The sequence below is a fragment of the Aeromonas oralensis genome (genome assembly GCF_049665575.1).
GTDB lineage: Bacteria > Pseudomonadota > Gammaproteobacteria > Enterobacterales > Aeromonadaceae > Aeromonas > Aeromonas hydrophila.
On the sequence record NZ_CP187186.1, the window covers coordinates 3,450,720 to 3,471,134 of the forward strand.

At 63.2% G+C, this 20,415-nt stretch carries 18 protein-coding genes and 4 pseudogenes; 15 read left to right on the forward strand and 7 right to left on the reverse strand.

From position 1 onward, the window contains the following. The first annotated feature begins 101 nt into the window (after positions 1-101). The 7 genes and pseudogenes from ACPDZI_RS15920 to ACPDZI_RS15950 all read left to right on the forward strand — a co-directional run bounded on the left by ACPDZI_RS15920 (position 102) and on the right by ACPDZI_RS15950 (position 6,557). Complete coding sequence (locus ACPDZI_RS15920) at positions 102-746, forward strand: thermostable hemolysin (protein ID WP_323931787.1); 645 nt, start codon at positions 102-104, stop codon at positions 744-746. Beyond that, complete coding sequence (locus ACPDZI_RS15925) at positions 743-2,209, forward strand: AMP-dependent synthetase/ligase (protein ID WP_438833462.1); 1,467 nt, start codon at positions 743-745, stop codon at positions 2,207-2,209. Before ACPDZI_RS15920 ends, ACPDZI_RS15925 begins: the two co-directional genes overlap by 4 nt. Further along, positions 2,206-2,864 (forward strand): annotated as a pseudogene (locus tag ACPDZI_RS15930) (TenA family transcriptional regulator). The gene ACPDZI_RS15925 and the pseudogene ACPDZI_RS15930 overlap by 4 nt, the downstream one beginning before the upstream one ends. Then, positions 2,861-3,706, forward strand: coding sequence for an SDR family oxidoreductase (locus tag ACPDZI_RS15935; protein WP_146062947.1), 846 nt, complete (start codon positions 2,861-2,863; stop codon positions 3,704-3,706). The pseudogene ACPDZI_RS15930 and the gene ACPDZI_RS15935 overlap by 4 nt, the downstream one beginning before the upstream one ends. Before the next feature lies 1 nt (position 3,707). Further along, entirely contained in the window at positions 3,708-4,346 is a 639-nt protein-coding gene (locus tag ACPDZI_RS15940) for a tetratricopeptide repeat protein (protein ID WP_076360374.1), read from the forward strand. A gap of 82 nt (positions 4,347-4,428) precedes the next feature. Next, on the forward strand, positions 4,429-5,118 hold the full coding sequence (locus ACPDZI_RS15945) for a response regulator (RefSeq protein WP_024944216.1): 690 nt from the start codon (positions 4,429-4,431) through the stop codon (positions 5,116-5,118). Next, positions 5,115-6,557: an ATP-binding protein gene (locus tag ACPDZI_RS15950; protein ID WP_438833463.1), complete on the forward strand. Its 1,443-nt coding sequence runs from the start codon at positions 5,115-5,117 to the stop codon at positions 6,555-6,557. The genes ACPDZI_RS15945 and ACPDZI_RS15950 overlap by 4 nt, the downstream gene beginning before the upstream one ends. Positions 6,558-6,639: 82 nt before the next feature. Here the strand turns inward: ACPDZI_RS15950 and ACPDZI_RS15955 are convergent, their stop codons facing one another. The 3 genes and pseudogenes from ACPDZI_RS15955 to ACPDZI_RS15965 form a co-directional block, all read right to left on the reverse strand. After that, complete coding sequence (locus ACPDZI_RS15955; protein ID WP_438833464.1) at positions 6,640-7,932, reverse strand: phospholipase; 1,293 nt, start codon at positions 7,930-7,932, stop codon at positions 6,640-6,642. 33 nt (positions 7,933-7,965) lie between these two features. After that, on the reverse strand, positions 7,966-8,442 hold the full coding sequence (locus ACPDZI_RS15960; RefSeq protein ID WP_260392346.1) for a CesT family type III secretion system chaperone: 477 nt from the start codon (positions 8,440-8,442) through the stop codon (positions 7,966-7,968). Between the two features lie 138 nt (positions 8,443-8,580). Continuing rightward, positions 8,581-9,088: pseudogene (locus ACPDZI_RS15965) on the reverse strand (ATP-dependent zinc protease family protein). Between the two features lie 405 nt (positions 9,089-9,493). Here ACPDZI_RS15965 and ACPDZI_RS15970 point away from each other — a divergent pair. From ACPDZI_RS15970 to ACPDZI_RS15995, 6 genes and pseudogenes are all read left to right on the forward strand, one after another. After that, positions 9,494-10,537 (forward strand): GMP reductase, encoded by a 1,044-nt coding sequence (locus tag ACPDZI_RS15970; protein WP_076360377.1) that lies wholly within the window; start codon positions 9,494-9,496, stop codon positions 10,535-10,537. Positions 10,538-10,735: 198 nt separating this feature from the next. Then, positions 10,736-11,943, forward strand: a pseudogene (gene earP, locus ACPDZI_RS15975) (elongation factor P maturation arginine rhamnosyltransferase EarP). Between the two features lie 43 nt (positions 11,944-11,986). After that, a complete protein-coding gene (gene efp / locus ACPDZI_RS15980; protein WP_011707002.1) occupies positions 11,987-12,553 on the forward strand; it encodes an elongation factor P in 567 nt (188 codons plus the stop codon). Positions 12,554-12,694: 141 nt separating this feature from the next. Further along, on the forward strand, positions 12,695-13,321 hold the full coding sequence (locus ACPDZI_RS15985) for a DUF2238 domain-containing protein (protein ID WP_438833465.1): 627 nt from the start codon (positions 12,695-12,697) through the stop codon (positions 13,319-13,321). A 67-nt stretch (positions 13,322-13,388) separates the two neighbouring features. After that, a complete protein-coding gene (locus ACPDZI_RS15990; protein WP_011707004.1) occupies positions 13,389-14,141 on the forward strand; it encodes a DUF3530 family protein in 753 nt (250 codons plus the stop codon). Between the two features lie 117 nt (positions 14,142-14,258). After that, positions 14,259-15,215, forward strand: a complete 957-nt coding sequence (locus ACPDZI_RS15995) for a D-2-hydroxyacid dehydrogenase (RefSeq protein ID WP_438833466.1) — start codon at positions 14,259-14,261, stop codon at positions 15,213-15,215. Between the two features lie 59 nt (positions 15,216-15,274). Here ACPDZI_RS15995 and ACPDZI_RS16000 read toward each other — a convergent pair whose 3' ends face one another. Together ACPDZI_RS16000 and ACPDZI_RS16005 are read right to left on the reverse strand one after the other, a co-directional pair. Next, positions 15,275-15,745: a YMGG-like glycine zipper-containing protein gene (locus ACPDZI_RS16000; RefSeq protein ID WP_076360381.1), complete on the reverse strand. Its 471-nt coding sequence runs from the start codon at positions 15,743-15,745 to the stop codon at positions 15,275-15,277. A gap of 209 nt (positions 15,746-15,954) precedes the next feature. Beyond that, positions 15,955-17,508 (reverse strand): GGDEF domain-containing protein, encoded by a 1,554-nt coding sequence (locus ACPDZI_RS16005; RefSeq protein ID WP_438833467.1) that lies wholly within the window; start codon positions 17,506-17,508, stop codon positions 15,955-15,957. A 289-nt stretch (positions 17,509-17,797) separates the two neighbouring features. On the opposite strand from ACPDZI_RS16005, the pseudogene ACPDZI_RS16010 reads away from it, so the two are divergent. Next, positions 17,798-18,399 (forward strand): annotated as a pseudogene (locus ACPDZI_RS16010) (nitroreductase family protein). Positions 18,400-18,482: 83 nt separating this feature from the next. On the opposite strand, the gene ACPDZI_RS16015 reads toward ACPDZI_RS16010, so the two are convergent. Together ACPDZI_RS16015 and ACPDZI_RS16020 are read right to left on the reverse strand one after the other, a co-directional pair. Further along, the gene (locus ACPDZI_RS16015) at positions 18,483-19,136 is read right to left on the reverse strand and encodes an HAD-IA family hydrolase (protein WP_438833468.1); all 654 of its coding nucleotides are present in this window, start codon (positions 19,134-19,136) and stop codon (positions 18,483-18,485) included. Then, positions 19,133-19,378, reverse strand: a complete 246-nt coding sequence (locus ACPDZI_RS16020; protein WP_077096540.1) for a hypothetical protein — start codon at positions 19,376-19,378, stop codon at positions 19,133-19,135. The genes ACPDZI_RS16015 and ACPDZI_RS16020 overlap by 4 nt, the downstream gene beginning before the upstream one ends. A gap of 117 nt (positions 19,379-19,495) precedes the next feature. On the opposite strand from ACPDZI_RS16020, the gene ACPDZI_RS16025 reads away from it, so the two are divergent. After that, complete coding sequence (locus tag ACPDZI_RS16025; protein WP_194760135.1) at positions 19,496-20,404, forward strand: LysR family transcriptional regulator; 909 nt, start codon at positions 19,496-19,498, stop codon at positions 20,402-20,404. The last annotated feature ends 11 nt before the right edge of the window (positions 20,405-20,415 follow it).

The window sequence follows — 20,415 nt, forward strand, 5'->3', positions numbered from 1 at the left end:
TTTCAGCCAGTTGCCTCTGTGTGAAACAGATTTTTTACCTCTTAAGGGTTTCTTAAGTTTGCCCCTTTAGTCTGATGACAATCGACAAGAAGGAGCCATCCATGACCACAGACATTCAAGCCCCCTATCGGCTGACGCTGGCCGACACCCCGCAGCATGTCATGGCTCTGCAGGGCTACATCCAGGCCGCCTACAGCCAGGAATTCAACGCCCGCATTCCCCATTTTCTGCCCTGCCTGCTCGGCCTCTACCGGGCCGACGGTCTGCTGGTCGGCGCCTGCGGTCTCAAGCTGGCCAGCAGCGAGCGCCTCTATCTGGAGCAGTATCTGGAACAACCCATCGAGGCTGCCATCGAAACCCGGCTCGGCGCCCCCGCCCGGCGTGATCGCATCGTCGAAGTGGGCAACCTCGCCTGCAGCGAGCCCGGCAACGCCCGCCTGATGTTTGCGGCGCTCTGCCGCCTGCTGTGTGACAACGACCTCGATTACGTGGTGTTCACCGGCACCGCCAAACTGCGCAACAGCTTCCACCGCCTGCACCTCACCCCGGTCGAGCTGGCCCCCGCCCAGGCCGACAGGGTGGGTGACGACGCCAGCGCCTGGGGCGCCTATTACCACTGCCAGCCCAAGGTGATGGTCGGCGATCTCGGCATCGGACGGCAGGCATTGGCGCAGGGCAGCCTGTTGCTCTCGCTGCTGGCGCCCATGCCCTCCCTGTTCAACTGCCCGCACCGGAGCGCCTTATGATGCTGTTTGACCAAATCGCCTACTTCGCCCGCCAGACGCCCCACAGCCCGGCTCTTGCCAGCAGCCAGCACAGACTCAGCTACGAGGCGCTGTGGCAGCAGTTGCCACCACTGGCCGACCGCCTGCAGATGGCCGGGATCCGCCGGCTGGCGCTGCAGCTGGACAACGGTCTGCCCTGGGCACTCATCGATCTCGCCTGCACCATGGCCGGCGTCGTGGTAATCCCGATCCCCCACTTCTTCAGCCTGGATCAGCAGGAGTGGCTGCTGGAGAGCAGCGGTGCCGACGCCCTGATCGGCCCCCACCATCCCGGCTGGCAGACAAGCGATCCGCTGCAACTGGCGGTCGGTGAACTGCCGTTGTGGCGCCGTACCCCTGCCCGGCTGCCGCCTCTGCCGGCCGGCACCGCCAAGATCACCTATACCTCCGGCACCACAGGGCAGCCCAAAGGTGTCTGCCTGTCACTGGCCCAGATGATGGCGGTCTGCGCCTCGCTGGCCGATCGGGTCGCCCCGGCCAACGTCGAGAAACACCTGACCCTGCTGCCGCTCACCACCCTGCTGGAAAACCTGACCGGCCTCTACGTGCCGCTGCTAACCGGCGCCTGCAGCCGCATCCCTTCACTGGCAGAGCTCGGCTTTGCCGGCTCCAGCAAGCTGGACCCTGCTACCCTAGCCCAGGCCCTGCTGCGCTGGCCCACCCACAGTCTGGTGCTGGTGCCCGAGCTGCTGCGCCTGCTGCTGGCCCTGTGCAACGCCAACCCGGCGCTGGCCGAGCAGCTGACCGGCCTGCGCTTCGTCGCGGTGGGCGGCGGCAAGGTCTCGCCCGAGCTCATCAGCCGGGCCCGCAAGCTGGGGCTGCCGGTCTACGAGGGGTATGGCCTGTCGGAGTGCGGCTCCGTCGTGGCCCTCAACGGCCCCGACGGCCACAGCCTGGGCAGCGTCGGCCAGCCACTGCCCCACTGCCGGGTATCGATCGCCGCCGATGGCGAGATCCTGGTGGAGGGCGCCGCCATGCTCGGCTATCTGGGCAGCGACGAGCCGACGCCAGTACTGGTCGCCACCGGCGATCTTGGCCACCTGGATGATGAGGGGTATCTGCACATTACCGGGCGCAAGAAGAACGTCCAGATCACCGCCTTTGGCCGCAACTTCTCCCCCGAGTGGGTCGAGGCGGAAGCCCAGCTCTGCCCGGCCATCGCCCGCATCGTGATCTTCGGCGACGGCCAGCCAGCCAACGTCGCCCTGATCCAGCCACTGCCCGGCGCCGACGCCCAGCTGGCCCAGCAGATCGAGCAGCTCAATCACCGCCTGCCCGACTATGCCCGCATCCATCACTGGCTGCCGGTGGCGCTGGATCAGCATCCGGAGCTGCTGACCGCCAACGGCCGCCCCCGTCGCGAACGGATTTATCACCACTTTTCCCGGCAGATCAGCCAATGCCTTACAGGAGAGACCTCATGAGCTTCTATCAAGTGCTGCAACAAGCCACCGCCCCGGCCCGGGAGCATCTGTTCAACGCCCCCATCATAGAGGCGTGCCGCAAGGGGGAGATCTCCCGCGACATCTACCTGCGCTTCCTCGCAGAGGCTTACTACCACGTGCGCCACACGGTGCCGCTCTTGATGGCTACCGGCGGCAAGCTGGGCCAGGAGTATGAGTGGGTACGCGGCGCCATCGCCGAGTACATCGACGAGGAGTATGGCCATCAGGAGTGGATCCTGAGCGACATCCGCGCCTGCGGCGGCGATGCCGAGGCGGTGCGCCACGGCCGGCCCGGGCTGCCCATCGAGCTGATGGTGGCCTTTCTCTATGACCAGGTGCAACGCGGCAACCCCATGGGCTTCTTCGGCATGGTACAGGTGTTGGAAGGCACCAGCGTCGCCATCGCCCTGACCGTGGCCGATCAGCTCAAGGCGGGTCTCGGCCTGCCCCCCAGGCCATGAGCTATCTGAGCTCCCACGGCGCACTGGATCAGGAGCACCTCAAGTTTTTCGAGTCTCTGATGAACCGGGTGGAAAGCCCGGCCGATCAGGCGGCCATCATTCACTCGGCCAAGGTGGTCTACCGCCTCTACGCCGACATGCTCTATCAACTGACGGAAAACCAGACATCATGAAGCTTGAAGGAAAACTCGTGCTGCTCACGGGCGCCAGCGGCGGGATCGGCGAAGCGCTGGCCCAGGAGCTGGCAGCTCAGGGGGCGCGCCTGTTGCTGCACGGACGCAGGGCCAGTGCGCTGGAGAGGCTTCGCAAGGAGCTGCCGCACCCGGAGCGCCACCAGATGGTGATCGCCGATCTGGGCTCGCCCCAGGAGCGGGCCAAACTGCTGCAGCACCCGGCGCTGGACGAAGGGCTGGACGTGCTGATCAACAACGCCGGCTGCAACCAGTTTGCCTGGCTGGAGGATCAAAGCAGCGAGCAGGTGGAGCGCCAGTTGCTGCTCAATGTCGAGGCACCGATCCAGCTCACCCGCATGCTGCTGCCCCGCCTGCGCAAACCGGCGGTGATCATGAACGTCGGCTCCAGCTTCGGTGCCATCGGCTACGCCGGCTACAGCGTCTACTGCGCCAGCAAGTTCGCCCTGCGCGGCTTCAGCGAGGCGCTCGGCCGCGAGCTGGAGGGAACCGGCATCCAGGTGCTGCACTTTGCCCCCCGCGCCACCCGAACCCGCCTCAACTCGGAGGCGGCCTACGAGATGAATGCCGAACTCGGCACCCATACCGACAGCCCGCAGGACGTGGCCGAAGAGGCCGTCATCGCCCTGTGCAACGAAACCCGCCGCAGCTGGCTCGGCTGGCCGGAGAAGCTGTTCGTGCGGCTCAACAGCCTGCTGCCCGGCCTGGTCGACCGGGCGCTGGCCAAGCAAAAACCCATCATAGAGCGCTATGCCCGCCACGCGGCGCCTGCTGCCGGCAATTCGGGGCACGCCATTTCCGTCATGACAGAGAAGGAACGTTAAGATGAAGCACGCCACTTTCCGCCCCCGTTTCACCCACGGCGCCCTCCTGCTGCTCATGCTGGGCTCGGGGATGGCCCAGGCCGCCGACGCCCTGCCCGTCATCCAGCAGCAGTGGGCCGTCTGTCAGTATCAGCAGACCGGCAAGGCCAAGGAGAGCTGCCTCGAACAGCTGAGCAGCCAGGCCGATCAGGCCAGCGCCAAGGAGGCCTTTCGCACCGACCTGCTGATCTGGTCGGCCATCGTCAAGAGCACCTGGGCCGGCGCCAAGGGTGGGCTGGGGGCGCTAGGTCTGGTCAAGGAGGCCAAGGCCAAGCTGGAGATCGCCCTCAAGCAGGACCCCAAGGCACTGGATGGCTCCGCCTATACCAGCCTGGGCTCGCTCTACTATCAGGTGCCGGGTTGGCCGGTAGGCTTTGGCGATGACGAGAAGGCCGAACAGCTGCTCAAGCAGGCGCTGGCCATCAACCCGACCGGCATCGACCCCAACTTCTTCTACGGCGACTTCCTGCTGGATCAGGGCCGCAAGGCCGAGGCCAGGGGCTATCTGGAGAAGGCGCTGACCGCCCCACCCCGGCCGGGTCGCGAGCTGGCGGATCAGGGTCGACGCATCGAGATCCGCGATCGCCTCGACAAGCTATAAACCCAAGTCGGATCAGAGCGCTATTTAAACTCTGCCCACCAGCTTGCATACTGGTGGGCAGCGTCTTTTGAGGGGAATAACAATGCGGATCCTGTTGGTGGAAGATGATGTGATGCTAGGTGACGGCATGGTGGATGCCCTGCGCAGCAGCGGCTACACGGTGGACTGGCTGCAGCAGGGGCTGCCTGCCCTGTCGGTGCTCAAGAGCGAGGAGTTTGCCGCGCTCATTCTGGATCTCAACCTGCCGGACATCGACGGCATCAGCCTGCTGCGCAAGCTGCGCCGGGAAGGCCAGACGCTGCCGGTGCTGATCCTCACCGCCCGCGACGCCCTGGACGACCGAGTGCTGGGGCTGGATGCGGGTTCCGACGATTACATGGTCAAGCCGTTCGCCCTACAGGAGCTCAACGCCCGCCTGCGCGCCCTGGTGCGGCGCAGCAAGGGCCAGGCCCAGGCGGTACTCGAATACGGCGAGCTGCAGCTCTATCCCGAGTCCCAGCAGGTCACCTATCGGGGCGAGCCGGTCAAACTCACCCCCCACGAATACAAGCTGTTGCAGGAGCTCATCACCCAGAGCGGCCGGGTGCTGAGCAAGGATCAGCTGCAGCAGAGCCTCTACGGCTGGGACGAGGGGGCCGAGAGCAACGCGGTGGAGGTGCACATTCACCACCTGCGCAAGAAGTTCTACAGCGATCTCATCCGCAATATCCGTGGGGTCGGCTATATCATTCCCCAGCTTGAACAGGCCCAGCGCCGGGACCACCGGGCATGACGCGTCCCCGCTCCATCCGCCGCTTCCTGCTCTCCGGCATCCTGGCGCTGGTCAGCGCCAGCCTGGCCATCAGCGCCCTCATCGGTTATCTGGAGGCCAACCACGAGATGGAGGAGCTGTTCGATGCCCGTCTCGCCCAGTCCTCCCGCATCACCAACCAGCTGCTCAGCCGCTATCTGGAGCAAAATGGCGAACTACCCGCCAACGGCACCGTCTATCAGGACTGGGAGCAGCACAACCCGGATCAATGGCAGAAGGACACCAGCTTCAACCTGCGGGGAGAAGACAGGGAGCTCACCCCCTTCGGCCACGAATTCGAGCGCAACCTCTACTTCCAGCTGCTGAGCGAGCAGGGCCACATACTGCTGCGCTCTCCCAGCGCCCCCAACCAGCCCCTCGGCGCCCTGGCCCCCGGCTTCAACAACGTCACCAAGGACAACCACGAGTGGCGCACCTTCACCCTCTACAACCAGGACGAGCACACCTGGCTCATCGTGGCGGAGCGGGATGACGAGCGCAGCGAGCTGGCCAGCAAGATGGCCACCCTGGCCATGCTGCCGCTGCTCATCACCCTGCCCTTCCTGCTCGGCCTGCTGTGGTGGCTCATCTCCCGCGGGCTGGCGCCGCTGCGGCTGCTGGCCCAGGCCATCGGTGAGCGCCACCCCGCCAACCTGAGCCCGCTCACCCTCAAGATCCGGGCCCAGGAGCTGACCCCGCTCACCAACGAAATCAACCGGTTGATGCACGCGCTTGCCGACACCATAGAGCGGGAGAAGCAGTTCACCAACGAGGCCGCCCACGAGCTGCGCACCCCGCTGGCGGTGCTGCGCATCCACAGCGAGAACGCGCTGGCTGCCGAGGATGCCAAGAGCCGTCAGCACTCCCTGCAGAAGATGCTGCTGGCGCTCGATCGCAGCGATCGGCTGCTACGCCAGCTGCTGACCCAGGCCCGCATCGACAACCAGCAGGGGCTGGAGCTGACCGAGCTCAACCTGAACCAGCTGCTGCAGGGCACCCTGGCCACCCTGGCCCCCATCGCCCTGAAAAAGGATCAGCAGCTGTCGCTGGAAGGCACCGAGCAGCTGACGGTGATGGGGCAGGCCACCCTGCTGGAGCTGATGTTCAGCAACCTCATCGACAATGCGCTGCGCTACACCCAGGCGCAGGGCGAGATCGCGGTCGAGGCGCGCCAGGAGGGGCACAGGGTCAGGGTCGACATTCGCGACAACGGCCCCGGCATCCCCACCGCCGCCCTGTCGCGCCTGTGCGAGCGCTTCTTTCGGGTCAATCCCCAGCAGGGGGACGGGGTCGGCCTCGGCATGGCCATCGTCTCGCGCATTGCCCAGCTGCACGGCGCCGATCTCGACATCCACAACCGGCCGGAAGGGGGGCTGGAGGTGAGCGTGCTGCTGCCCTCTCGCAACCCATCCCAGCCATGACCTAGAAACGACAACGCCTCCCATCGGAGGCGTTGTTTACATAGGTTGATTACGCAGAAGCAGCCAGGCTGCGGTCGACAGCTCAAGCAAGCAGCTCGTCCAAACCGGCCGTCACTGCCTCCATTCGGTGACCACCGGAATGTTCTATGACATACCGCTTGCCCACCTGAGCAGAGGCATCCAGCCCGAAAATCCCGTGCTCAACCTTCTGACTCAGCGGATCGCCACTGGTGTTGATATGGGTAACGTTGGCTTGATCAAGCTTGTGGGCGAGCCGATCCCGCAACCCGACATGCAGCCCCATGCTGTTAAAGGCCGTGACCTTCAACCCGTGTTTGATGCCGGCATATTGCGCCAAGCCACCTCCCAGAGAGTGGCCCAGCACCTCGACCTTGCCTCCATGCTGCTCGGCAAACGCCTTGACCAGACGGTCTGCATCCTGAAACGCACTGTCCTTGATCCCGAGCGCCGCACCGGCATCGCTCTTTAGCGTCCCCGGTCGCTTGGTTGGCTGGGTACCAACAAACGAGAGCACTAGAGTGTCGTCACGCTTGTAGACAGCGACCTTGAGCGCAGACCAGGCATCCCCAGCCAAGATGAAGGGATCGTTCTCACCCTTTTTCGCAACGACATGCAGGGCCAGCGCACTCCCGCTACCACCTGTTCCATCTTCACGCCGTGCCAGAATAGAGGGTGGAATGTCCGCCAGCGTGGCGTGATGGTAGCCAGCCGGCATCTCACGATAACTGCTGGAACAACTGACTCTTGCCAACTGGGCGGCATCCATGACGGCACGAGCCCCTTCGACAGTGAGCGGTTCCTGCTCAGCCTTAGCCACGAAGGCAGGCTTGAGCACCTCTTTGGCTGCACTCAACGCCTGCTGTGACCCTTGCTGCAGTCGCTCCGACATTCCCAGGGGCAGATGGGAGGCTCCTTTCATCACGGCACCGGCTAATCCCAGTGAAGAGGAGGCAACCAGACGGGCGGCTGACTCACCCAGGTTTTTCACCCCGGCAGCGCCAGCGGCCACCGCGCCGCTGGCGACACTGCTGACGCCCCCGGTGATATTGGCCAAGCCCTTGATGAGAGCACCGGTCCAGTAACGCGCCTTGCCTTTGACACTCTGGGCATGGGAGTCATGGCCGCCCTGAATGGCGATGCCAATCTTGCGAGCCGGGGCACTGAGGGTCAGCCATTTGAGCGAGGTATTCAATACCTTGCCAGGCTGTACACGGGAACCCAATCCGAGGCTGGTGTAATGAGATGCCAGATTGTGGTGAACCTTGTTCTGACCAGACGGGCTCTGTACCTCGCCATGAGCATGAGAGGTAACCGCGGTGGCATGCAGGGGCTGGCCAATGCTTTGGATAGACATGTTCTGTTCCTGATTAAGACAAATGGACACCCGTCAACATGGAATGATGACGCCGGACAACGGGGATGGCTGTGAAGAGCTCTTCTGCTGCGCGAGCACACTCTGCAACTGCGCCTGCAACGTAACGCCGAGATCGAGAAACTCGCCCAGGGTCTGCATAAACAGAGTGCTATCGAGCATTTCAATGAGAGAAGAAAAGGTCAGCACCAGGTGGTTGCTGCGACTGTCCAGACTGATCTGGCTGCCCCCGGTGGCCAGACCAAACATGTTCAGTTCGAGGGCGGAGCGGGCCAGCTGCAACTGGCTGGCTGCATCATCAGGTAGACGCAGTAACGGGATATAGAAGTAACATACCTGCAGTTCGTCGTTGTCTGGTACCTCGACCAGACACTCGCCATCCTGGCCGAACGGCACACGGCAGTGACCATCACTTCCCAGGCTCAAGGCAACACCTTGCTGCTCACCTGCGAGCGATAGCCATTCAGATACAGTTTGTTGGTAGGCTTTCACTATGCTCCACTCCATGCTCCATCCCTTGCGGGCGAATGAGCTCGCCCGCATCGAGGGTATGGTGCAAATGCTACCTCTGGCAGAGACAGTGTGATTTAGCTGTGAAACGCCGTTTTTTAGATCCGCGCCGAAATTGTACTAACGACAGCTCGGCTGCACCGTGAAGGTGCGGCTCGAATCCACTGCGCCGAGATCCGCCAGCAGGCGACGCCCCAGCAACACCGGATAGATCATCTTGCTGCGATCCCGCAGGGTGAACCACTCCTCATACACCTTGTCGCCCAGGCAGATGGACATGGTAACCGTGGGGCGCTGCTCCATGCCGCCGGCACCACGTACCGTCACCATGTGCTCCACCGGGCCGTTCCAGAGTCTGGCTCACCTGCCGATCGGTATTGGCATCGGTGACCTTCAGGGTAAAGCGTACCCAGGACTTGCCGTCACGCTTGAAGTGGCGCAAATCCCGCGCATCGAGCGAGGAGGTGAGTGCCCCGGTATCCAGCTTCATCTTCACCGCCACCCCGCTCGGCATGATGAGTCCCTTCTCAATCCAGCCATAGACGGCAGGATCGGAGGCAGCCCGAGCCGCTCCCGGCAGGGCGAGACCGACCAGCAACAGCAGTGGCATCATTCGCAATCCGAACATCTTTACTCCTTGTCAGGGCAGGGCCGACGCTGACCCGAGCAGCCCAGAGTGGAGATGGAAAAGGCGGCTGTCAACTGGTGAACGTGGCCGCCTCGCCGCCACCAGCGCGGCCATGGCGCATGGCGTCAGGATCACGCAGCAGCTTGCCAAAAAGGATTCTGTCAGGATCTTTCAATTAGACGAACGGGGGAACATCAACGGGGCTGGATGAAACCCAAGGCTGTGCTCAGGTTGTGACGCCAAAGGCTACCACAAGGCTTCGTGAATTATCAGTCTTGTTCTGGCGGGATTTTTGCCTACACTGTTGTAAACCGGAGGGCCTGAAAACCACCGGTTTTTTTGCGCCTGCCGAAAAGTTGCCACTGCAAAGTGACCTATCAAACAAGGCTCAATAAGGAATTCGTAATGCGTATCGAAGAAGACTTGAAGCTCGGTTTCAAGGATGTCCTATTCCGCCCCAAGCGCTCTACTCTCAAGAGCCGTTCCCAAGTCAGCCTGACCCGTCAGTTCACCTTCAAGCACACCCAGACCCAATGGCAAGGGGTGCCCGTCATCGCCGCCAACATGGATACCGTCGGCAGCTTCGCCATGGCGCGTACCCTGGCCGGCTTCGAGATGATGACCGCAGTTCACAAGCACTACAGCCTTGCGCAGTGGCAAACCTTCGTCAATGAGACCGACCCGGCGCTGCTGGGTCACGTGATGGTCTCTACCGGCACCTCCGAGGATGACTTCACCAAGACCCGCCAGATCCTGGCCATGTCCAGCGCCCTGCGCTTCATCTGCGTCGATGTGGCCAACGGCTACTCCCAGCACTTCGTCGAGTTTCTGCGCAAGATCCGCGAGGCCTGCCCGAACCACGTCATTCTGGCGGGCAACGTGGTCACCGGCGAGATGGTGGAGGAGCTGATCCTCTCCGGCGCCGACATCGTCAAGGTGGGCATAGGCCCGGGCTCGGTCTGCACCACCCGGGTCAAGACCGGGGTCGGCTACCCGCAGCTCTCCGCCATCATCGAGTGTGCCGATGCGGCCCATGGCCTGGGCGGCCAGATCGTCGGTGACGGCGGCTGCACCTGCCCGGGGGATGTGGCCAAGGCGTTTGGCGGCGGCGCCGACTTCGTGATGCTGGGCGGCATGCTGGCGGCCCACGAGGAGTGTGGCGGCGAAATCGTCGACGTGGATGGCGAACCCTTCATGAAGTTCTACGGCATGAGCTCCTCAAGCGCCATGGACAAGCACGCCGGCGGCGTTGCCGAGTACCGCGCCTCCGAGGGCAAAACCGTGCTGCTGCCCTATCGCGGCCCGGTCGAAAACACGGTGCGCGACATTCTGGGCGGGGTGCGCTCCACCTGTACTTATGTGGGTGCCAGCCAGCTGAAAGAGCTCACCAAACGCACCACCTTTATCCGGGTGCGTGAGCAAGAGAACAACGTCTACGGCAAGGAGTAAACCTGGTTCATCTGCTGTACCGCCTGCTTAAAGAGCTGCACAAAGCACACACCACCTTTATCCGGGTACGCGAGCAAGAGAACAACGTCTACGGCAAGGAGTAACCTGCCGCAGCCACCGTCACGCGCTGACGGTTAGAAGCCAGTCAACCGGTGTGCTACCCTGCGCACCGGTTTTTTTGTATCTGGATGCCCTGACATGACCAGCTCCCTCCCCCAATTTGACTGGGATATCTTCTGCTGCGTAGTGGACAACTTCGGCGACATCGGCGTCACCTGGCGGCTGGCTCGCCAGCTGAAACAGGAAGGCGCGCTCCCGACCCACGGCAATGAGGTCCAGGTGCGGCTCTGGGTGGACGATCTGGCAAGCTTTGCCCGCATCTGCCCGGGGCTCGACCCCGCGCTGGATAGCCAGTGGGTCGATGGCATCCATATCCAGCACTGGCACGACACCCTGCCGCCCGACACCCTCCCGGCCAGGGTGGTGATCGAGGCCTTTGCCTGCCAGCTGCCCGCCCCCTTCATTGAACGAATGGCCGAGCAGATGGCGAGCCAGCCCAGGCCCCCCTGCTGGATCAACCTCGAATACCTCTCGGCCGAAAGCTGGGTCGAGGATTGCCACGCCCTCGCCTCGCCCCAGCGGGTCGGCAACCAGAGCCTCAACAAATACTTTTTCTTCCCGGGCTTTACCGCTAAAACCGGCGGCCTCTTGTGCGAGCGCGGCCTCATCGTCGAGCGCGAGCGCTGGCAACAGGATGAAGCTGGGCTTGCCGCCTACTGGGCCAGCCTCGGCCTGCCACCCAAACAAGAGCATGAGCTGCGGGTCAGCCTCTTTACCTACGAGAGCGCCGCCCTGACCAGCCTGGTCGAGAGCTGGTGCCAGGGCGCCCCCCCGTCACCCTGCTGCTGCCGCTCGGGCGATCCCTCAATGACGTGCTCACGGGCGCCGGGCTGGCTGCGGCCATTCCGACGGCCAGGGCAGGGGCACTGCTGCAGGCGGGCAACCTCACCATCAAACTGCTGCCGATGACCGATCAGGCCGGTTACGACCGGCTGCTGTGGAGCTGCGATCTTAATCTGGTGCGCGGGGAAGACTCCTTCGTGCGAGCCCAGTGGGCCGCTCGCCCCTTCCTGTGGCACATCTATCCGCAGGAAGAGCAGGCCCACATGGTCAAGCTGGACGGCTTTCTCGACCACTATCTGGCAGAGCTGCCCACCGCCACCGGCCAGTGGCTGCGTGGCTTCAGCCACGCCCTCAATCAGGGGGAAAACTGTCGCGATTGGTGGGCGCAATGGCCGGAACACACCGCGATATGGCTGCAACATGGGCGACCTTGGTCACAGAAGCAGCTCAGGGATGGGGATCTCGTCACTCGGCTGGTGAAATTTTTAGAAAGCCGTATATAATCTGGCAGTTTTTATCTGCCCGTATACGAACAGGAATTTTTACATGAAAACCGCACAGGAAATCCGCGCTGGTAACGTCGTCATGATCGGTACCGAGCCGATGGTGGTCCAGAAAGCCGAATTCAACAAATCCGGCCGTAACTCCGCCGTGGTCAAGATGAAGCTGAAAGGCCTGCTGAACGGCAGCGCCACAGAGACCGTATTCAAGGCCGACGACAAGCTGGAAGTTGTTCAGCTGGAACGTAAAGAGTGCACCTACTCCTACTTCTCCGACCCCCTGTATGTCTTCATGGACACCGAGTACAACCAGTACGACGTCGAGAAAGACAACCTGGGTGACGCCCTGAACTACATGGTTGACGGCATGGAAGACATCTGCGAAGTGACTTTCTACAACGAGAAAGCCATCTCCGTAGAACTGCCGACCACCATCGTTCGCGAAGTCGAGTACACCGAGCCGGCCGCCCGTGGCGACACCTCCGGTAAAGTGACCAAGCCGGCCCGTCTGAAGGGCACCACCTACGAGCTGGCCGTTGCCGCCTTCGTAGAGATCGGCGACAAGATCGAAATCGATACCCGCACCGGTGAGTTCAAGCGTCGCGTCAACTAAGTTGGCCCCTTGAATCCATGGTAAAAAAGCGAGCCTTTGGCTCGCTTTTTTTATGGGTGCACGGCGCCACCCGGCTGTATTCGAAGCGCAAGCATGGCTAAATGGAGTATTCCCGGCTTGTGCCATCCTCCGGAGCGCCCCATGACATCTTTGCATAAAGGTCTGTTGCTGTTGTCGACCCTGATACTGCTGGTTCTCTCCGGCTGGCAACCCTACGACAGGGCGACCTGGCTGATGGAGATCGCGCCCGTGCTGATCGCCATGCCGTTGCTTGCCGTGACGCACCGCCGTTTTCCGCTCACCAGCCTGCTCTATCTGTGCATCACCCTGCACGCCATGGTGCTGATGCTGGGCGGTGCTTATACCTACGCCCGCGTCCCGCTGGGATTCGAGCTGCAGCAGTGGCTCGAACTCAGTCGCAACCCCTATGACAAGATTGGACACTTCTTTCAGGGCTTCGTGCCTGCCCTGGTGTGCCGGGAGATCCTGCTGCGCGGAGGCTATGTGCAGGGCCGGCGCATGCTGGCGTTTCTGGTGGTCTGCGTGGTGCTCGCCATCAGCGTCACCAACGAGTTCATCGAGTGGGGAGCCGCCCTCGCGCTCGGCCAGGGGGCGGATGAGTTTCTCGGCACCCAAGGCGACCCCTGGGATACCCAGTCCGACATGTTCTTCGCCCTGATTGGCGCCGCCACTGCCCTGCTGCTGTTCTCGCCCCTGCACGACCGCCAGCTGGCCAGGCTCGCCAGCCCCGAGCGGCCGTCACCCTAGCACTGCCACTTCCCCCTTCAGAAAACCGGCCTGGTGCCGCTAACCCGAGTAACCGGGGGAGCGCACTATGGCCAGATTGTTCTTATCACTGCTGTTACTGACCCTGCTGGCAAGCAACCCCTTGCAGGCCAGCGAGGGCACACCGCTGACGCCGCTCGACTACTGGCAGAACAACGACTGGCAGGGGCTGCCCAACAGCACCCAGATCGACAAGCAGACAGTGCTGTTCGCCAAGCACGACAGCGACAGCTATGTGGGGCTGGCCATCCTCTTGCCCGACTGGCAGCGCAGCGGCCAGCTGTGGCAACTGACCCGGGCCCTCGGCCGGCTCGGCTTCGACACCCTGCTGCTGCTCCCCTCGCCCCAACAGACCGAACTGGACCCCGCCGCCGAGAAAAAGCAGCAGGCCATCGACGACTTTCGCAAGCAGTTTGCCACCCGCATCAGCAAGCTGGGGGATGCCAAGCTGCAGGAGGGGGGCTTCAAGCTGATATTGGCGCAGGGTACCGGCGCCGCCTGGGCCACCAACCTCATCGCCAGCGAACAGCTGCCCGCCCCCGATGCGCTGGTGCTGCTCGACGGCTTCTTCCCCGACCAGCAGAGCAACCAGATCTTCGCCAAGGAGATCGCCCAGGCCACCATGCCGACCCTCGACCTCTACCAGGAGGATGGCGGACGCTGGCCATTGCTGGCCGCCGAGGCGCGCAGAAGCGAAAGCCGCCGCAGCCACAAGCTCAACTACCGCCCCTACGCCCTGCTGGAGCTGGATGAAACGCCGACCCGGATCCAGGGCTGGCTCACCCACCTCGGCTGGCTCTGACCCCAAAAATGCCGTCTGCCTCACATCCGGCGCGATTGCCAAGCCATTGATGCGCAGCAAGCTGGCTCTCGGTCGCCGATGTTTGGCATCATGAACGCCTCAACGGCAGGAGGCTTCATGCAGCAAATTGTGTTTCTCGACAGCGATACCCTGGATACCGGCATCACCCTGCGCCACCCCGACTTTCCCCATCACTGGCAGAGCTACCCGAGCACGGCCCCCGAGCAGGTGGTGGAGCGGCTCAAAGATGCCAGCATCGCCATCATCAACAAGGTGCGCATCGGCGCCGCCGAGCTGGCCCGGTTGCCAGACCTGAAACTCATCGCACTGGCCGCCACCGGCAGCGACAACGTGGATCTGGAGGCGTGCCGCGCCGCCAACGTCGGTGTCTGCAATATCCGCAACTACTCGGGCCCCTCGGTGCCGGAACACGCCATGGCGCTGATGCTGGCCCTGGCACGCAACCTCTTCTGCTGGCGCCAGTCGCTGCTGGAGGGTCGCTGGCAGCAGAGCGGCCAGTTCTGCTTCTTCGATCACCACATCACGGATCTGCACGGCAAGCGGCTCGGCATCATCGGCAAGGGGACGCTCGGTCAGGCCCTCGGCGAGCGGGCCAGGGGGATCGGCATGGAGGTGCGCTACGCCCAGAGCCAGGTCGGCGCCAGCCACGACGAGGATCGGCTGCCGCTGGACGAGCTGCTGCAAAGCGCCGACGTCATCAGCCTGCACTGCCCGCTAACCCCTTATACCCGCAACCTGATTGGCAAGCGGGAACTCGAGCTGATGAAGCCGGGCGCCTTGCTGATCAACGTCGGCCGCGGCGGTCTGGTGGATGAAGAGGCCCTGCTGCGGGCACTGGCCAACGGCCGCCTCGGCGGCGCCGGTTTCGACGTGGCAAGCGTCGAGCCGCCGCCCCCCGACCATCCGCTGATGCAGGCGCTGCAGTACCCCCACTTCATCCTCACCCCCCACGTGGCCTGGGCCAGCGAGGAGTCGATGCAGCGCCTCGCCGATCAGCTGATCGACAACATCAACGCCTTCGCCGAGGGGCGCCGCCAACACCGGCTGGTGTGAGCGGCGGTCGAGCCAAACAAGAGAGGGGCCTGTCGGCCCCCTCTCATTGCTGGCAGCGATCAATCATCGTCGTGCCATCTGTGTTTCTTGTGCTTTTTGTGTTTCTTGTGGTGCCTGTGCTCATCGTCGTAGTAACGATCGTTGTTGCTCTTGTGGCCATCGCCAGTCTTGGCACCGATGGCGGAGCCGCTGGCCCCGCCGACGCCGGCCCCGATCAGCTGACCCGTGTTGCCACCCACGCTCTTGCCGATGGCCGCACCACCGAGGGCCCCGACCGCGCCACCGAGGGCCGCTTCATTCTTGTTGCCCTTGTTGGCCGTGGCGGCGCCACCGGCCGCACCGCCCAACGCCGCCCCCACCAGGGCACCGGTATCACCGCCCAGCTCCTTGCCGATCATGGTACCGGCCACGCCACCTGCACCGCCACCGAGGATGGTATTGAGTGTCTCCGAGGCTTGCGCCACGCCGCTGACCAGCAGCAGTGAGCCCAGCAGGGCCAGGGCGCTCATGCCACGCTTGTTCATCTCCATGGGGTACTCCTGTCAAACCTGATTAATTTCCCCGAACTATACGATTCCCGCCAAAGGGCGCCACTGTCGCAGGAGAGCGACACCGCCTCCCGCACCGCCTTCGACACCATTCAATTCATGCATAAGATATTGAATTTAAATACATAAATGACATCGCCTGGAAATTGGGCAGCGAACGGTACCGGGGCCCACCGAGCGGCAGCGGTCGTCTAGCCGTTATCCATATGACAGGATCTGTCAGCCCCCTGCTCCTGCCGGGTCCGCTCCGTCAAAGACCAGCCATCGCGCCCCAGCCGCTTGCTCCGATAGAGACACTCGTCGGCCCGCTCGAACAGCAGCACACCGTCATCCGGGCTGTGGGCACCGCCCACGCTCAGGGTCACCGCCTCGCGAAACTCGCGCCACTGCTGATTGCGCACCCGCGCCAGCAGCCGGGTCAGCCCGGCCTCCAGCTCGCTGCGCGGCCAGGCCAGCAGGGCGGCGAATTCGTCTCCCCCGATCCGGTAGACGCAGCCGCTGCCCAGCTCCGCCACCAACAGCTCGGCGACCCGGCAGAGCACGCCGTCCCCCACCGTGTGCCCCCAGTTGTCATTGATGCGCTTGAAGTTATCGACATCGAACAGCAGCAGCCAGTGGGGAGTGGCGCTCTCTTCCAGCTCGCTGCGGCGCTGAGTGAAGGCCCGCCGGTTCATGATGCCGGTGAGGGGATCGTGCAGCAGGGCATCCTGCCCCTGCAGAAAGCTTGCCCGCACCTGATCTATCTCGCTCAGGCTGTTGTGCACGAACCAGGTCTTCAGCTGGCAGGGTGTCTGGGTCGGATCCCGCACTATGCCGGTCAGCGAGCCAGCCACCAGCGCCTGCTCCTGATTGAACACCCGCACCAGAAAGTTGATGCTGCAAAACCAGATGGCAAATAGCGAGAGCAGCGGCAGCACCACCATCAGCAAGGCCTCCTCGAGGCCGTCGTGAAACAGCTCTGGCGGCAGATAGATGTTGAGATCCCAGTCGATCCCTTCCAGCTCCCGGCGCAGATGGCGGCCATGCCAGATCACCTCCAACCCACTGCCCACCACGCCCGTCGTGGTCACCGGCGGCTGATAGAGCGCCATGTTGCAGCCCACCACCAGTGCATCTCCCCCCCGCGAGCTGATGTAGATGGCCGCCTGGTTGCGACCCATGGCCCGCTGCAGTGCCCGCTGGATGGCGTTGAACGACATGTCGACCATCAGCAGGCCGAGCAGCTGACCATCCAGCCCCTTTACCCGCTTGATCAGGGTCAGGATCTGCTTGTCCGAGCCGAACTCCTGGTAGGGACCCAACCAGATGAGGTCATCGCCCGGCATCGACAGCGCCCGATACCAGGGCCGGCTGGCGGCACGATACTCGACAGGCTGCTGCCAGGACGGGTAGCTGCTGATGCGGTCCGTTTGCGGGTGGTAGAAGTAGATGTAGTGGCTGTCGCGCTTGATCTGGTGGGCAATGGCCCAGAGCGGGTTGTCGGCCGGCTCGCCGCGGGCGATGGCGGCCTTGTCCAGCGACGCCTCCAGCACCGCCAGCTGACGCTGGTTGGCCAGCACCAGCTCGTGGATCAGGGCCGCATCGAGGGAGGAGAGCATGTGGCCGTAGCCGGCCACCGTCTTGTCGATGCTGCGCAGATAGCTGGCCGTCGCCAGGGCCAGGGTCACTACCAGCACCAGGGTGCCCAGCAACAGACTAAATGAGGTCAACAGGTAGTAACGCCGACTAATCAGCCACTGAAACATCAACACCCCGATAGAAATACTGGAATGCGGAGATCTTATGGTTGTCGGCAAGAATTATTCATTGATTGAAATCAGCCCTCACGCTGGCCAATTGATAAAAAACATATAAACGTGATACCGCTCATCCATGCCGTGGATATGTATATCAACAAAAAGTAAAAACAGTGACCACTGTGCGTTGACTGCTAACCAGGAAGGGGGTGTTATAGTCTATAGCTTGAACAATCGGAGCCGGATGGCCTTGCCAAGGACCACCGAAGACGATTCCCTGTCAAACAAAGGAGATGTTATGAGCAGTCCGTTTATCGAACAGATCAAAGTACGTCGTACCATCTATGCCCTGGGTGACCAAGTTTCCCATACGCCGGAGCAGCTGACCACTCTCATCCAGGATGCCATCAAGCACAGCCCCTCCTCGTTCAACTCCCAGAGCTCCCGCGCCGTCATCCTGTTTGGCGCCCAGCACCACAAGCTGTGGGATATCGTCAAAGCCGAGCTGAAAAAGATCGTGCCGCCGGAAGCCTACGCCCAAAGTGAAGCCAAGGTGGATGGTAGCTTCCGCGCAGGTTTCGGCACCGTGCTCTTCTTTGAAGACACCGACGTCATCCAGGATCTGCAGCAAAAATTCGCCCTCTATGCCGACAACTTCCCCATCTGGTCGGAACATGCCACCGGCATCGCCCAGTTCGCGGTCTGGACCACCCTGGCCCAGGAGAAGATCGGCGCCTCCCTGCAGCACTACAACCCGCTCATCGACCAGGCGGTACACAAGGAGTGGAACCTGCCCGCCAGCTGGCTGCTGCGCGCCCAGATGCCCTTTGGCAGCATCAAGCAACCGGCGGTGACAAGACCTTTATCGACGACGCCACCCGTTTCCGCGTTTTCAAGTAACCGTTGAGATAGCAAAACGCCCCCGCATCTCGGGGGCGTTTTTATTGCGGCTGGCTGTGGCTGCAAGGTGATCTCTCCACCGCTCAAGCGGGCAGCGTCACCAGCAGGGAGTCACCTTCCCCCAACGCCACCTTAACCTCGCGCCAGTCGCGGATCACCGCCACCACTGCCGGATGGAGCGGAGCATCGCTCCCCACCTGCACCACGCGACATCCCGCCCGCAGGGCACTGGTGATGCCGGCCGGCGCATCCTCGAACACCAGGCAATCGGCCGCCGCCAGCCCCAGACGCTCGGCCGCCAGCAGATAAGGCTCGGGAGCAGGCTTGCCATGCACCACATCCTCGGCCCCCACCAGCAGGGCGGGCAATGGCAGAGCGGCACTTTGCAGCCGATGACGGGCCACCCGCTGACTGGCGGAGGTCACCAGCGCCCAGCGATCGCTTGGCAAACCCGCCAGCAGAGTTCGGGCACCGGCGATGGCCTCCGCCTGACCGGTGTGGTTGATCTCCAGCTCGTCGAGCAGGGCCACCTCCTGTGCCATGTCCAGTTGCGGGGCCAAGGCATGGAGCACCTCCCGCGAGCGCACCCCGTGGCACATGGCCAGCACCGGCTCGGGCGCCAGCTGATGGCGGCGGCACCAGAGCCGCCATACCGTCTCCACTTCGCCGGTGGAGTGCACCAAGGTGCCATCCATGTCCAGCAGCAGGGCGCTGACCCGCAGCACAAGCCGGCTCATGAGCCGACACCTGCCAGGCCGGGTTCGCTCCCCGCCAGAATATCGCCGAAGGCCCGCCGCTGGGCCGCCTGTTCATAGCAGGCCAGCGCCTGTTCGGCATTGCTCGCCCACACTTGCAAGGGGCCGACCGCAAAGCCCTGCTGCAGCAGGCTGGTAAGCAGCTCTCCCGTCTCCGGCGCAGCCAGCGGCTGGGCCAGCACCAGAGTTCCCTTGATCAAAAACAGATAGCGTTCGGCAGGCATAAGATGACTCCTTGTGACTGATCGGATGGGGCCAATGGGGCCCGCTACCAGACCATTAGAACAAGGCGATTAGATAATTTATAATCAAAAAATGGCCACCTTAGATAACCAAATGGAATGAAATTCGATCTGAAGCAACTGCAGGCATTCGTCACCCTGGCCGATACCGCCAACTACCGGGAGGCCGCCAGCCGGCTGTTCATCACCCAGCCAGCGCTCACCAAGCAGATCCAGGGACTGGAGCAGACCCTCGGCAGCACCTTGTTCAACCGGGGTCGCCACGGCGCCGAGCTGACCGCCATCGGCGCCCAGCTGCTCACCCAGGCGAGCGCCCTGGTCGAACATGGCAAGGGCTTTGAGCGCCATGCCATGGCGTTGGCCAGCGGCATCGCCGGGCGCCTCAAGATTGGTTTCGGCCTGTCGAGCTTCGCATTGGCACCGGCACTGGTGGCCAGCTTCAAGCAGCAGGTGCCCGAGGTGATGGTGCATCTGCAGGACATGACCTCCGCCATCCAGCAGGAGCGGCTGCTGTCGGGCCAGCTGCAGCTTGGCTTCATGCGCCGGCCCCAGGCGCCGCAGTTGCAGGAGCACAGACTGCTGACCGATCGGCTGGTGTTGGCGGTACCGACCCTGATGACGCAGCCGGATCCGGCCGCCTTCGATGTGGAGCAGGCGCTGGCCAGCCAGCCCTTGCTGCAGATGGTCGGCCACCGCTGCCCCGGCCTCAGCCAGCAGATCGCTGGCTTCCTCGGCGCCAACCGGCTGACCGGCATGATCCAGGAGGCGGAGGATATCCAGACCCTGGTAGCACTGGTGGCCGCCGGCATCGGCAACGCCATCCTGCCGCGCAGCGTCAGCTTCATCGCCGGCCCGGACGTCACCCTCTACCCCTTGTCCGGCCCCTGCTCCGAGTGGGAGATAAGCCTGGTGTGGAACCCGGATTTCGCCGATCCCATCCGCGATCGCTTCGTGCAACTGGTCATCGATGCCCACCCGGCGCCGCAGCCGGCCATGCCGGATCGCTGATGCGATAGGTT